Below are 12,539 nucleotides of genomic sequence, written 5' to 3'. Positions count from 1 at the left end.
CGCACCGGACACCTCAGCCGGGCACCGCATGAGCTGACCGCCCTGCAGCGGAGCTAACCCAGGAAGAGTGCGATGCCTACGGCGATCGACCACACCAACATGGTCAGCCCGGTATCTCGCAGTACCGGGATCAATGCGGGGCCGCCCTTGCCCGTCGTCACCGGACGCGACGCCCGCACCGCCAGGGGCGCGGCGACGAACCCGGCCAGAGTCCATGGGGTCGCGAATGCCAGCGCGACGGTGGCCAACCCCGCAGTCACCAGCAGCCCGACGTACAGCCTGCGGGTGCGGGCGTCACCGAGACGCACTGCCAGGGTGATCTTGCCGGACTCCGTGTCGGTGGGGATGTCGCGCAGATTGTTGGCCACCAACACCGCCGAGGACAGGCAGCCCATGGCCACCGCAGCCACGGCGCCCACCCAGTCGACGGCCAGCGCCTGCGTGTACTGCGTTCCCAGCACCGCCACCAGACCGAAGAACACGAATACCGCGATCTCGCCGAAACCCAAGTAGCCGTAAGGCTTTGAGCCTCCGGTGTAGAACCACGCGCCGGTGATGCAGACCACGCCGACGGCGATCAGCCACGGATTGGTCACGACGGCCAGCGCCAGTCCGGCCAGCGACGCCAGAAGCAGGCTGATCACCGCTGCGCTCAGCACAGCTCTCGGTGAGGCCACCTTGGAGCCCACCAGCCGCAGCGGGCCCGCGCGCACGTCGTCGGTGCCGCGGATGCCGTCGGAGTAGTCGTTGGCGTAGTTCACCCCGACGATCAGGGCCAGCGACACCAGTAGCGCCAGCGCCGCCTTCCACCACACGGCCGCACCCAGCCAGGCCGCTGCTCCGGTGCCGGCGATGACGGGCGCCACCGCGTTGGGAAGAGTCCGCGGGCGGGCGCCTTCGATCCATTGGGAGACGGTGGCCATGGCGACGATCGTCCCACGGCACCGATCCAACCGAATCAGAGGTTGGCCAACCCCACCACCAGGTTGAGGGTCATCGCCAGGATCACCGCGCCCAACAGGAACGACAGCATGGCGTGCTGCAGCGCGGTGGACCGGATGGCCCCGTTGCGCAGATTGGTATCCGACACCTGATAGGTCATGCCGAGGGTGAACGCCAGGTAGGCGAAGTCCGCGTAGGCCGGCGGATCGTCCTGATTGAAGTCGATCGCACCGGGCGGGCCGGTGTAGTACTGCCGGGCGTAGCGCAGCATGAACACGGTGTGCACGGCAAACCACGACGCCGCCACCGACAGTATCCCCACCACAGCCGCGCCGAGGTCGCCGCCTGCGGTCAGTAGATAGCCGACGCCGCCGAGGCTGCCCAGGCTCGCCAGAACCACCGTCACCTGGGTGAAACGGCGGGTGGAGTCCTCCTCGTGGGCGTGCCGGGCGTGCTGCTCGGTGGCGGCGGCGTCCATCCGTCCGACCAGCAGCCACGTCCACGCGAGATAGATCGTCGCGGCGACCACCCAGCCCGTCGCGGGCGCATACGGCGCGCCCGCCGTCACCGCCACCACGGCCGCCGCGGCCGCCCCGCCGGCCACGGCTCCGGCCAGTCGGACCGCCGCGGGACCGTCGGCGCGCAGTGCCACAAAATGTGCCATGGCGGCAGTCAAGCAGAATGGACGGATGCTCGGAGTCATCGGCGGCAGCGGTTTTTACTCGTTCTTCGGAGCCGACGCCCGCACCATCAGTCTGGACACCCCCTACGGCAGCCCCAGCGCGCCGGTCACCGTCGGGCAGGTCGGCGACCACGAGGTGGCGTTCCTGCCTCGCCACGGCGTCAGACACGAGTACTCGCCGCACACTGTGCCCTACCGCGCCAACATGTGGGCACTGCGGGCACTCGGGGTGCGGCGGGTGTTCGGTCCGTGTGCGGTGGGCAGCCTGACGCCCGAACTCGGCCCCGGCGCCATGGTGGTGCCCGATCAGCTCGTCGACCGCACCAGTGGCCGCAAGGCCACCTACTTCGACTCCGGCGGCATCCACGTCGACTTCGCCGACCCGTACTGCCCGGACCTGCGGGAGTCGGCGTCCGGGCTGCCCGGCGTGGTCGACGGTGGCACCATGGTGGTGATCGAGGGTCCCCGCTTTTCCACCCGTGCCGAGAGCCAGTGGTACGCGAGCGTCGGGTTCTCGCTGATCAACATGACCGGTTACCCCGAGACGGTGTTGGCGCGTGAACTCGAGATCTGTTATGCGGCAATCGCTCTGGTGACAGATCTGGACGCCGGCGTCGAGGCCGGCAGCGGGGTCAAGGCCGTCGACGTGTTCGCCGAGTTCGAGCGCAACTTGGTGCCGTTCAAGAAGCTGGTGCGCGAGGCCATCGAGGCTGTGCCGCAGGAACGCACCTGCACACACTGCTCACCGCACGAGGGTGTGACGCTCCCGATCGAGCTGCCGTGAAGGTCCTGCTGACGGGCGCGGCGGGGTTCATCGGCACCCAGATCTCCGCCGCGTTGAAGGTCCGCGGGCACGAGGTGGTCGGTCTCGACATGCTGTTGCCCGCGGCCCATCACGACGCCGTGTTGCCCGAGGGGGTGGTGCGTGGAGATGTGGCTGCCCCCGACATCGTGGCGCACCTGCTCGACGGGGTGGACGTGGTGTGTCACCAGGCGGCCATGGTGGGCGCGGGTGTTGATGCCGGTGATGCGCCCGCGTACGGCAGGCACAACGACTACGCCACCACGGTGCTGTTGGCGCAGATGCACGCCGCCGGGGTGTCGCGGCTGGTGCTGGCCTCGTCGATGGTGGTCTACGGCCAGGGCGGGTTCGAATGCCCGCAGCACGGGATGGTTGATCCGCTGCCACGCCGCCGTGAGGACCTCGACGCCGGGATGTTCGAGCACCGTTGCCCGGTCGGCGACGAACCGGTGCGCTGGACGTTGGTGGGCGAGGACGCCCCGCTGCGGCCTCGCAGTCTCTACGCCGCCAGCAAGACCGCGCAGGAGCACTACGCGCTGGCCTGGGCCGAAGCGACGGGTGGCGCCGTCACCGCCCTGCGCTATCACAACGTTTACGGTCCCGGCATGCCGCGCGACACCCCGTACTCGGGCGTCGCGGCCATCTTTCGTTCGGCTCTTGAAAAGGGAAGTCCGCCAAAGGTTTTCGAAGATGGCGGGCAGATGCGTGATTTCGTGCACGTCCGCGATGTCGCCGCTGCCAATGTCGTCGCTGTCGAGGCGGCCACCGAGGGGTTCCTGGCCGCCAATGTGTGCTCAGGGCAGCCGATTTCGATCCTCGACGTGGCGAACATCGTGTGCCAGGCCCGCGGCGGGCCGGCTCCCGAGGTCACCGGGCAGTTCCGCAGTGGCGACGTGCGCCACATCGTGGCCTCGCCGGAAGGGGCCGCGCAGTCGCTGGGGTTCCGGGCCGCGGTGTCGCCACAGGTCGGTTTGCGGGAGTTCGCGTTCGCGCCGTTGCGGGCATGAGACTGAACCTAGGCGACAGATTCTGGCAATTGTGTCGACTGAAGTCCGTCTCGTGATAGGCGTGCCCGCCGCACCCGCTCGATGATGTCTCTTTGTCGGTGGTCGGCGAGCACCCTGATGACGATCCATCCAAGGGACGCCAGGTACTCCGCACGCGCGACGTCGGCGGTGAAGCTGAGCCGGTCGGTGCGGTGATGTTGGCCGTCGTATTCCACCGCCACCATCAACTCGGGCCAGCCCATGTCGAGGAAGTATCTGCGACCGTTGGGCCGAGGCACCGGAATCTGGGTCTGCGGCCTGGGAAACCCGGCGGCGACGAGCACCAGGCGCAGCTTGGTCTCTTGCGGGGATTCGGCACCGGCGTCGACGCGGTTCAACAGCTTCGGTACCCGGGCTGAGCCCCTCAGTCCGGGGTGCCGCCGCGCGACTTCGAGTACGTCGGCATGGTCGAAGCGGGTGGCCTGTGCCAGTGCGTCGAGTCGGGCGATCGCTTTGTCCTCGGCGTCGCGGCGCGCGAGATCGAAAACAGTCCTCGGCACAGTGGTGACCGGAATGCCGCGGCGGGTCACCACCTCGTCGTCGAGAAGCGTCTCGTTCCTGGTGATCACTGTCCGCGGAGGCTTCGTGTTGTCCACGTTTATCTCGATGGGAGTGCCGATATCGACCCACTTGGCGCCGTGCCAGGCTGCTGCGGCCAGGCCGGTGATGACGCCGCGGCCTTTCGACCATTTCCACGTCGCGTAGATCCAGTCATCCAGCGACAGATCGCCTTTGGGGGCATAGAGGTCAGGTAGCAGGCGTTGATAGTTTTTGCTCAGCTGATACTTGGTCACCACACCCGCCGCTACGGCCTGGCTCCCGATGAACACCGTGGACATGGCGCGAGGTTCCCACGTGAGGGGTCCGGGCCATCGACCCTCATCCACAGGTGCGCGAAACGGAGCTCAGTCGAGAAATTCGCGGGATCTTCTCGACTGAGCTCTGTCTCGCTGTGACTCACCCCACTTGACAGCTGTCAACTCAGGATGGCAATACTGATCGGGTGAAGACTCCGATCTGCGATCGCTTCGGCATCGACTTCCCGCTGTTCGCGTTCAGCCACTGCCGCGACGTGGTGGCGGCGGTGACCAACGCCGGGGGCTTCGGAGTGCTCGGCGGCACCGCGTTCACGCCAGAGCAGCTCGAACGAGAACTCGCCTGGATCGACGCCGAGGTCAAGGGCAAGCCCTATGGTGTCGACATCATCGTGCCCGCCAAGTTCGAAGGCAAGGGCGAGTCGTTGTCCACCGGGCAGCTGGTCGACCGGATTCCCGCCGAGTACCGCACGTTTGTCACCGAACTGCTTGCCGCCCACGATATTCCGGTCGACGAGCGGCCGCGCCACGGTGGCTCGAACCTGTCTGGTGACACCGGCGAGCAACTGCTGGACGTGGCCCTCAAACACCCGATCAAGATGATGGCCAACGCGCTCGGCGTCCCGCCCGCCTACATGATCGAGGCCGGCGCCGGCAGCGGCGTTCCTGTCGCCGCACTGGTGGGCGCCAAGGAACACGCCATCAAGCAGGTCAAAGCCGGGGTGGACGTGATCATCGCCCAGGGCACCGAGGCCGGCGGGCACTGTGGTGAGGTATCCACCCTGGTCCTGGTCCCCGAGGTGCTGGAGGCGATCGAGGGCAGCGGCATCCCCGTTCTCGCTGCCGGCGGCATCGTGACGGGACGTCAGATGGCCGCCTGCGTGGCGATGGGTGCCGCGGGCGCGTGGACGGGATCGGTGTGGTTGACCACCGAGGAGGCCGAGACCGCGCCGTACACCGTCCAGAAGATGCTGGCCGCGTCGTCGCGTGACACCGTGCGTTCGACGGGTCGCACCGGCAAGCCCGCCCGTCAACTGGTGTCGGACTGGACCGCGGCCTGGGGGCCCGACAAGCAGCAGACGCTGCCGCTACCGCTGCAGAACATGCTCGTCGAGCCGGTTCTGCGCCGCGTGGACAAGCTTGCCGCCCAAGGACATCCCGGTGCCCAGGCCCTGGCCACCTACTTCGTCGGCCAGGGTGTGGGCCTGATGAACAAGGTCAAGCCGGCCCGTGAAGTGGTGCTCGAGTTCATCGAGGATTACGTGGCCGCAGCAGAACGGCTGGGCGCTTCGCTGGCGGACTGAACGCGCCCGGGTCGCAGAACCCGGCGCAGAATCGCGGGTGCAAACAGCGCCGTCGCCGGGTCGACGAGTTGTGTCACGCGAACGAACTGCTCGTGCACCACAAGATCGGACGGACACCGGGCGATGACCCGGTTGGTGTACCAGCCGGCCAGCCTGGTCGCCGGCGTCCGTCGGCCCGGTACCTCGGGCACGGCCAGATCGGCTCCGGTGGAGATCTGCCAGACGTTGTCGACGATCTTGACCGTCGCGGCGAAGAAGCGCGGGCCCAGCCGGGCAGGGCCCTCGAGAAGGCATCGCCGCAACGCCAGCGCTTCGAGCGCCGACACCGACATACCCTGCCCGTAGGCCGGATTGAAGCTGCAGACGGCGTCGCCGATCACCACCAGACCCTCGGGAAAGCGGCGCATCTTGTCGTAACGTCGCCGTTGTGTCATCGCGTACCGGTAGCGGGCGGGTTCGCCGACGGGCTCAGCGCGTCCGAGTGCCTGCATCATCGGCGGCGGGGCCCACGTTGCGGTGAATGCCAGCAGCCCATCCCAGTCGGTGGGCGGCTCGTGGCCGGCTATTCCGGCGGCCGTGAGCAACCAGGTGTCGTTCTCGCACAATGCCATTGCTCCGCCGGTGGGTCGCCCCGGTGCGGTGCCCACCAGGAACATCTTGCTCGGCGGCGCGGGGGCGGGGATCCGCACCAACTGACTGGCGTACGCCAGCCGCACCCTCGTGCCGATCTCGCGGGGCCGCCCGTACCCGAGGTCCGCCAGGAACGCCGGTGTGCGCGACCCGCGGCCGGTGGCGTCGATCACCAGGTCGGCGGCCAGGTCGACACCCGTTCCGCCGCCGTGGGGCGCCACCTGCACGCCGGTGATCCGCTGCCCGTCGGCGACCAGCTTCACCACGTCATGGCCGTCGAGCATTGTCACCATGGGCCGGACCCGCCGCCGAATGTGGTCTTCCAGGAACGGTCGGTTCGACTGGTAGACCAGCAGCCGGTGGGTGAACTCCCCGGACTGCCGGCGCAGGCTCTGGCCGTTGAGCACCTGCCAGAAGTCACAGAGTTCGTTGAGTACCGCGGCGCCGTCGGCAGCCAGCTCGTCGAGGATGCCGGGGAACAGTTCCTCGATGGCCGTCGAACCACTGGCCAGCAGGGCGTGGACATGACGACTCTGAGGCACGCCGCGGCGATGCTCGTCGCCGTCGGGCAGCACGTCGCGTTCCACCACCGTCACCCGGTCGTAGAACTCCGACAGCACACGAGCGGCCAGCAGGCCGGAAACACTGGCACCCAGGACGACGGCATGTTCCCCCATGCCGGCCAGTCTCGGCCGAGCCCAGGAAGCGGCCTAGCGTAGTGGACTACTCCACATCGACTCGGCCAGCCAGGACTCGTCGTCGAGATACCGCCGGGCCAGCGCTGCGGTGCCCGCGGCGAAGGTCGGGGCCAGAGTGATCGCGGTGTCGGCATCGGCGTGGGTACCGATCCACGCCGAGAGCATCACGCGTCGCAGCATCACGAACGTCGGGACCAACGCCAGGTGTTCGTCGGGCAGCTCGCGCACCGAGCGGTAGCCGCGCAGCCAGTCGGCGATGATGCGCTCGGCGTCGGGGGTGTCCTCGATGAAGCTGACCACCGCGCCCAGATCGGCCAGATGCCAGGACCAGCCGCAGTCGTCGAAGTCGATCACGGTGATGGGAGCCGCCGGGTCATCGGGGTCCACCATCAGGTTCGCCATCCGCAGATCTGCGTGTACCAGGCCGAAACGGTCCGCACCGGTGCCGAATTCGGTGAGCTTCTCGATGATCTGCTCGACGGCCAACCCGATGATTCCTGCGTCGGCGTCGGTGAGATTGGGTGCGTCGCGCCAGTTGCCCCAGCGGGCGATCGGACTGACGGTGGTCTCCAGGTCCCAGCGAAACCGGGTGAAGAACTCCGGCGCCTCCCAGCTCTCGACGTGGTTGTGCATCGCGGCGGTCAGCCGGCCCAGCTGGTCGAAGCCCACGGCGTCGGGCTTGTCCTCGGCTGTGCAGCCCGGAATGTAGGACACCGCGTCGACGTGCAGGGGGACGCCGTCGACGCTGATCTCCACGACGTCGGCGCCGTCAGCGGCGGGAATCAGGGTCGGCGTCACAACCGAGGTCTGTGCGCGCAGGGCCGCCATCCAGCTCAGCTCCGAGCGAATGGCCTCCAGCGAGTGGTAGCCCGGCCGGTGCACGCGCAGCACCCAGGGCTGGTCGGCGCACACCAGATAGGTGGCGTTCTCCGACAAGCTCAGCAGCCGCAGCGGGGTGTCGGTCGGGTGACCGTAGGCGGGCAGCGCTGCGCGGGCGAACTCCTCGTGGTTCGGGGGAAGTCCAGGCATCGCAACAGTGTCCACCAAGGTCTGTCCATCCGCATGTGCGCGCCACCGGCAGAATTACGTACTTACCCGCGCTGGGTACGGGACGGGATGGCATCGTTGACGGTGATATGAGTACCGCGTTTTCCAACATCATGGATTCCAACAGCTACTCGGCGGGCCATGGTGAGCCGCAGCCGCTGATCAGCGCGCGCGAGAAGATGCTGGGGCCTGCGTACCGGTTGTTCTACGAGCGGCCGGTCCATCTGGTGCGCGGTCAGGGCGCCTATCTGTTCGATGCCGACGGAGAGCGTTACCTCGACGCCTACAACAACGTCGCCAGCGTGGGGCACTGCCACCCGCACGTGGTGGAGGCCGTCACCCGCCAGCTTTCGATGCTGAACACCCACACCCGGTACCTGCACCAGAACATCGTCGAGTACTCCGAGCGGCTGCTTGCCACGTGTGGCTTCGAGATCGACCAGGTGATGTATGCCTGCACCGGTTCCGAGGTCAACGACCTGGCGTTACGCGTGGCTGAAATGCACACCGGCGCAACAGGTGTGATCATCACCTCCGACGCCTACCACGGAAACACCGCGGCCGTCACCGCCATCTCGCCGTCGCTGGGCGGCGCCACCACGCTGGGCCCCCATGTGCGTACGGTGGCTCCGCCGGACAGCTACCGCGTGCCGAAAGAGCAACTCGCGCAGACGTTCGCCGCCGACGTCGCCGCTGCTGCCGACGAGCTGGCCGAGGCCGGCTACGGGCTGTCCTGCCTGATCGTCGACACCATCTTCAGCTCCGACGGCATCTACACCGACCCGGGTGTGCTCAAGCCGGCCGTGGATCTGGTGCGCGCACGAGGTGGCGTGTTCATCGCCGACGAGGTGCAGCCCGGGTTCGCCCGCACCGGCGAGGCGATGTGGGGATTCCAGCGCCACGGCGTCACCCCGGACCTGCTGACCACCGGCAAGCCGATGGGCAACGGTATGCCGGTGGCGGCCATGGCGGCACGCTCGGATGTCCTCAAGTCGTTCGCGGTGGGAGTGCCGTACTTCAACACCTTCGGCGGTAACCCGGTGTCCATGGCTGCTGCGGCTGCGGTGCTCGACGTCATCGAGAACGAACAGTTGATGCTCAACGCGAAGAACACCGGTGCCCTGCTGCGCAACGAGCTCACCCGCATCGCCGCCGACCATCCGGGTATCGGCGATGTCCGGGGCGCCGGCCTCTACATCGGGGTGGAGTTGGTCACCGACCCGGACACCAAGGCGCCCGACCGGGCCGGGGCGCGTCGGCTGGTCAACCTGCTTCGGGAACGACGGGTGCTGCTGTCGGTCTGCGGGCATGACGGCAGTGTGTTGAAAATCCGTCCGCCGCTGGTGTTCTCGCCAGCGGATGTGGACTGGTTCTGTACGGAGTTCGAGGCCGCCGTCGCTCGGTAGCGGTGGCGTATCAGGCGGGCAGAGCAGACCGGCTAGTCCCGTGTGGCCAGGGGTAGCCGTACCTCGAAACGGGCTCCGCCACCCAGATTGTGTGCCGAGAGTGTGCCGTGATGTGCGGCCACCAGACCGGCGGCGATGGCCAGTCCCAGCCCCGAACCACTGGGCAGTGGCGAATCAGCCCGCGGTACCCGGCCGTTGGACCCGCGGTAGGCCACGTCGAACACCTTGGCGAGGTCGGCGTCGTCGATACCCACACCGGTGTCGTCGACCCGCGCCCACGCGCCCTGGGCATCACGTCCCAACTGCAGCGTCACGGTGCCGCCGGAGGGCGTGTGTGCGATCGCATTGGCCACCAGATTGGACAGCACGCGCACCAGTGCGCGATCACTGCCCAGCACCGTCACCGGGGTGCCCGGCAGATCGGTGTGCAACGCCACCCCGGCCCGCTCCGCGGTGATCCGGTGGGCGGCCACCACGTCGTCGACCACTTCGTCGAGCGCCACCAGCGCGTCGGACGTGGTGACGGCGCCGGCATTGATCTTCGACATCTCGAACAGGTCGTCCACCATCTCCGACAGTCGGATCGACTCCTGTTCGATGTGTTTGGCGTGCTCGCGGACCTCGTGGTCGTTCACCACGCCGTCGGCGATGGCTTCGGACACCGCGCGGATGCCGGCCAGCGGGGTGCGCAGGTCGTGGCTGACGAAGGCGACCAACTTGCGCCGCGACTGTTCGGCGGCGCGTTCTGTGTCGCGGACTTCCTGTTCCCACACAGTGCGCCGGGCTTGATAGCGGCCCAGCATCACCGCGGCGGGCACTGTCACCACCGACACCACCACGAGCACCACCGCGGTCTGGCCGAACGTCTCGTTGAGCATGAACCGGCTGGCGCCCAGCACACCGGTGAACGTGGCCACCACGGGGATCAGCACCAGCACCACCATGCTGACGGCCAGCGAGACGTGGCGTGCCACGCGGATGATCAATCCGCCGATCGCCACCACCGGCGCCGAGCAAGCCAGGGTGAGCAGGGTGATCTCGATCAGGTCAGCCGGCGGCATGTGGCACCTGTTCGTCGGAGCCGCGCCACAGATAGCCGCGGCCCCAGACCGTCTGCACCCGGTGCTCCTTGCCGAGCTTGGAGCGCAGTCTCTTGACGTGCACCGTCACCGTGGACAGGTCGCCGTAATCCCAGTGCCACACCCGTTCGAGCAGCTGCTCGCGGGTGAAGACGGTGTCCGAATGCGTGAGGAAGAACATCAGCAGGTCGAACTCGCGGTTGGTCAGCCCCACCGGTGTGCCGTCGACGTTGACGGTGCGTGCTGCCGAGGACACCGTGAGATCACCGACCGTGATGTCCATCGGCAGCGCCCCCAGCGGCGACGGCGCGCGACGCAGGACCGAGCGCACCCGCAGCGCCAGCTCCCGTGGACTGAACGGTTTCACCACGTAGTCGTCGGCGCCGGCTTCCAGACCGGCGATGCGGTCCTCCTCCTCACCCAGCGCGGTCAGCAGGATCACCGGGACGCTGAAGTCGCCCGCTCTGCGCAGGCTGCGGCACAGGGTGAGGCCGTCGACCCCGGGCATCATCACGTCCAGCACCGCGACATCGAACCGTTCGATGCCCAGCAGGCGCAGGGCGTCGGTGCCGTTGTCGGCCACCGTCACCATCAAGCCGTCCCGTTCCAGGTAGCGGCGCACGACGTCGCGGACGACAACGTCGTCGTCGGCGATCAGAACGCGAGCTGCCATGGCTCCCAAGTAGCCAACTCCTTCACATCCGAAACTCTTCTACCTGCGCTGATGTAATTCATTCGTCACCGACCGGTCTCCGGATTGGTTCCGGTTGCGCTGCTACCGTCAGTTGGCATGCCCGACTGTCCGGTCACAGTGGTGCTGCCCTGCCTCAACGAGGCGGAGGCCCTGCCTGGCGTGCTTGCTGCGATTCCGGTGGGTTATCGGGCACTGGTGGTGGACAACAACAGCACCGACGGCACCGCGGAGGTGGCGCGTGCGCACGGTGCGAGGGTGGTCACCGAGCGGGTGCCGGGTTACGGATCTGCCGTCCATGCCGGTGTAGTAGCTGCCGACACCGAGATCGTTACGGTGATCGACGCCGACGGCTCGCTGGATCCGGCGGAGTTGCCGCGGCTGGTGGCCGCACTGGACGGTGCCGACATGGCGACGGGGCGACGACGGGCGCTGCCGGGGCTGCGCTGGCCGTGGCACGCCCGGCTGGGAACGGCGGCGGTGTGTCACCGGCTGCGGCGCAGGCACGGGCTCGCCGTCCACGACATCGCGCCCATGCGGGCGGTGCGCCGGGAGGCATTGCTGGGGCTCGGGGTACAAGACCGGCGATCGGGGTATCCGCTGGAACTGCTGGTTCGCGCCGCTGCGGCAAACTGGCAGGTGGTCGAACTGGAGGTCGACTACGGGCCACGTACCGGTGGGACGTCGAAGGTCAGCGGTTCGGTCAGGGGCAGTGTCCATGCCGCGGTTGACTTCTGGAAGGTGCTTTCATGACTCTGCCCGTCACGTTGCTCGTGGTGGCCAAGGCCCCGGTGCCCGGTCTGGCAAAAACCCGTCTGGCGGCCTCGATCGGTGCGGAGGCCGCCGCCGACGTCGCGGCCGCGGCCCTGCTGGACACCCTCGACGCGGTGCTGGCCGCACCGGTCACCACGCGGGTGGTGGCGTTCACCGGTGATTTGAGCCTTGCCGCCCGCGCCGACGAGATCGGTTCCCGGCTGGCGGAATTCACCGTGGTGCCGCAACGCGGTGAAGAGTTTGCGCAGCGGTTGGCGTCTGCCCACCAGGACGCGTTCACCGGGTTGCCGGTGTTGCAGATCGGAATGGACACCCCGCAGGTCAGCGCCGAGCTGCTGACGTCGTGCGCACAACGGCTGCTCGAGGGTGGGGCGGTGCTGGGGCTGGCCGGCGACGGCGGCTGGTGGGCGCTTGGGGTGCAGGAGGCGGCTGCGGCCGCGTTCCTGGCCGATGTGCCGATGTCGCAATCCGATACGGGTGCATTGACATTGGCGGGTCTGCTCGCCGGCGGTACGGAGGTCACACTGCTGCCCGAGCTCCTCGACGTCGACGTCCTCGCTGATCTGGACGCCGTGCGCTCTGCCTGTCCGGCGTCCAGTCATTTTGCGGCAGTGGGGATCTGA

Annotated in this window: 13 protein-coding genes; 6 read left to right on the top strand and 7 right to left on the bottom strand. The window is 68.0% G+C overall.

Annotation, left to right across the window (positions count from 1 at the left end):
• Positions 1-53 precede the first annotated feature (53 nt).
• Together BVC93_RS05445 and BVC93_RS05440 are read right to left on the bottom strand one after the other, a co-directional pair.
• Complete coding sequence (locus tag BVC93_RS05445) at positions 54-923, bottom strand: 1,4-dihydroxy-2-naphthoate polyprenyltransferase (RefSeq protein WP_083736280.1); 870 nt, start codon at positions 921-923, stop codon at positions 54-56.
• Positions 924-958: 35 nt separating this feature from the next.
• Entirely contained in the window at positions 959-1,606 is a 648-nt protein-coding gene (locus tag BVC93_RS05440; protein WP_083736279.1) for a DUF1345 domain-containing protein, read from the bottom strand.
• A gap of 25 nt (positions 1,607-1,631) precedes the next feature.
• Here BVC93_RS05440 and BVC93_RS05435 point away from each other — a divergent pair, with 25 nt between their 5' ends.
• Together BVC93_RS05435 and BVC93_RS05430 are read left to right on the top strand one after the other, a co-directional pair.
• Positions 1,632-2,408 carry an S-methyl-5'-thioadenosine phosphorylase gene (locus BVC93_RS05435; RefSeq protein ID WP_083740817.1) on the top strand — a complete coding sequence of 259 codons (777 nt, stop codon included), beginning with the start codon at positions 1,632-1,634 and terminating at the stop codon, positions 2,406-2,408.
• Positions 2,405-3,433, top strand: a complete 1,029-nt coding sequence (locus BVC93_RS05430) for an NAD-dependent epimerase/dehydratase family protein (RefSeq protein ID WP_083736278.1) — start codon at positions 2,405-2,407, stop codon at positions 3,431-3,433. Before BVC93_RS05435 ends, BVC93_RS05430 begins: the two co-directional genes overlap by 4 nt.
• Positions 3,434-3,441: 8 nt before the next feature.
• Here BVC93_RS05430 and BVC93_RS05425 read toward each other — a convergent pair whose 3' ends face one another.
• Positions 3,442-4,311: a DUF559 domain-containing protein gene (locus tag BVC93_RS05425; protein WP_083736277.1), complete on the bottom strand. Its 870-nt coding sequence runs from the start codon at positions 4,309-4,311 to the stop codon at positions 3,442-3,444.
• A gap of 164 nt (positions 4,312-4,475) precedes the next feature.
• Between BVC93_RS05425 and BVC93_RS05420 the strand changes: the two genes are divergently transcribed.
• The gene (locus BVC93_RS05420) at positions 4,476-5,591 is read left to right on the top strand and encodes an NAD(P)H-dependent flavin oxidoreductase (RefSeq protein ID WP_083736276.1); all 1,116 of its coding nucleotides are present in this window, start codon (positions 4,476-4,478) and stop codon (positions 5,589-5,591) included.
• Here BVC93_RS05420 and BVC93_RS05415 read toward each other — a convergent pair.
• Both BVC93_RS05415 and BVC93_RS05410 read right to left on the bottom strand, forming a co-directional pair.
• Complete coding sequence (locus BVC93_RS05415) at positions 5,546-6,898, bottom strand: FAD-dependent oxidoreductase (RefSeq protein WP_192860204.1); 1,353 nt, start codon at positions 6,896-6,898, stop codon at positions 5,546-5,548. The genes BVC93_RS05420 and BVC93_RS05415 overlap by 46 nt on opposite strands.
• 33 nt (positions 6,899-6,931) lie before the next feature.
• Complete coding sequence (locus BVC93_RS05410; protein WP_083736274.1) at positions 6,932-7,948, bottom strand: phosphotransferase enzyme family protein; 1,017 nt, start codon at positions 7,946-7,948, stop codon at positions 6,932-6,934.
• 107 nt (positions 7,949-8,055) lie between these two features.
• Here BVC93_RS05410 and BVC93_RS05405 point away from each other — a divergent pair, with 107 nt between their 5' ends.
• On the top strand, positions 8,056-9,372 hold the full coding sequence (locus tag BVC93_RS05405; protein ID WP_236950254.1) for an aspartate aminotransferase family protein: 1,317 nt from the start codon (positions 8,056-8,058) through the stop codon (positions 9,370-9,372).
• Positions 9,373-9,404: 32 nt separating this feature from the next.
• Here BVC93_RS05405 and BVC93_RS05400 read toward each other — a convergent pair whose 3' ends face one another.
• Positions 9,405-10,433 (bottom strand): sensor histidine kinase, encoded by a 1,029-nt coding sequence (locus BVC93_RS05400; RefSeq protein WP_083736273.1) that lies wholly within the window; start codon positions 10,431-10,433, stop codon positions 9,405-9,407.
• The gene (locus BVC93_RS05395) at positions 10,420-11,124 is read right to left on the bottom strand and encodes a response regulator transcription factor (protein WP_083736272.1); all 705 of its coding nucleotides are present in this window, start codon (positions 11,122-11,124) and stop codon (positions 10,420-10,422) included. Before BVC93_RS05395 ends, BVC93_RS05400 begins: the two co-directional genes overlap by 14 nt.
• 117 nt (positions 11,125-11,241) lie before the next feature.
• On the opposite strand from BVC93_RS05395, the gene BVC93_RS05390 reads away from it, so the two are divergent.
• Positions 11,242-11,895: a glycosyltransferase family 2 protein gene (locus BVC93_RS05390; RefSeq protein ID WP_083736271.1), complete on the top strand. Its 654-nt coding sequence runs from the start codon at positions 11,242-11,244 to the stop codon at positions 11,893-11,895.
• Positions 11,892-12,539 carry a TIGR04282 family arsenosugar biosynthesis glycosyltransferase gene (locus tag BVC93_RS05385; protein WP_083736270.1) on the top strand — a complete coding sequence of 216 codons (648 nt, stop codon included), beginning with the start codon at positions 11,892-11,894 and terminating at the stop codon, positions 12,537-12,539. The genes BVC93_RS05390 and BVC93_RS05385 overlap by 4 nt, the downstream gene beginning before the upstream one ends.

It is taken from the genome of Mycobacterium sp. MS1601, from assembly GCF_001984215.1.
In the GTDB taxonomy this organism is placed as follows: domain Bacteria; phylum Actinomycetota; class Actinomycetes; order Mycobacteriales; family Mycobacteriaceae; genus Mycobacterium.
The sequence above is the reverse complement of the archived record's forward strand: the minus strand, read 5'-3'. Positions and strand labels throughout refer to the sequence as shown.

What these genes read in the sequence shown, in the direction of transcription:
- BVC93_RS05445 (WP_083736280.1), bottom strand. Translation starts at nt 923, where the DNA reads ATGGCCACCGTCTCCCAATGGATCGAAGGCGCCCGCCCGCGGACTCTT.
- BVC93_RS05440 (WP_083736279.1), bottom strand. Translation starts at nt 1,606, where the DNA reads ATGGCACATTTTGTGGCACTGCGCGCCGACGGTCCCGCGGCGGTCCGA.
- BVC93_RS05435 (WP_083740817.1), top strand. Translation starts at nt 1,632, where the DNA reads ATGCTCGGAGTCATCGGCGGCAGCGGTTTTTACTCGTTCTTCGGAGCC.
- BVC93_RS05425 (WP_083736277.1), bottom strand. Translation starts at nt 4,311, where the DNA reads ATGTCCACGGTGTTCATCGGGAGCCAGGCCGTAGCGGCGGGTGTGGTG.
- BVC93_RS05415 (WP_192860204.1), bottom strand. Translation starts at nt 6,898, where the DNA reads ATGGGGGAACATGCCGTCGTCCTGGGTGCCAGTGTTTCCGGCCTGCTG.
- BVC93_RS05410 (WP_083736274.1), bottom strand. Translation starts at nt 7,948, where the DNA reads ATGCCTGGACTTCCCCCGAACCACGAGGAGTTCGCCCGCGCAGCGCTG.
- BVC93_RS05405 (WP_236950254.1), top strand. Translation starts at nt 8,056, where the DNA reads ATGAGTACCGCGTTTTCCAACATCATGGATTCCAACAGCTACTCGGCG.
- BVC93_RS05400 (WP_083736273.1), bottom strand. Translation starts at nt 10,433, where the DNA reads ATGCCGCCGGCTGACCTGATCGAGATCACCCTGCTCACCCTGGCTTGC.
- BVC93_RS05395 (WP_083736272.1), bottom strand. Translation starts at nt 11,124, where the DNA reads ATGGCAGCTCGCGTTCTGATCGCCGACGACGACGTTGTCGTCCGCGAC.
- BVC93_RS05390 (WP_083736271.1), top strand. Translation starts at nt 11,242, where the DNA reads ATGCCCGACTGTCCGGTCACAGTGGTGCTGCCCTGCCTCAACGAGGCG.
- BVC93_RS05385 (WP_083736270.1), top strand. Translation starts at nt 11,892, where the DNA reads ATGACTCTGCCCGTCACGTTGCTCGTGGTGGCCAAGGCCCCGGTGCCC.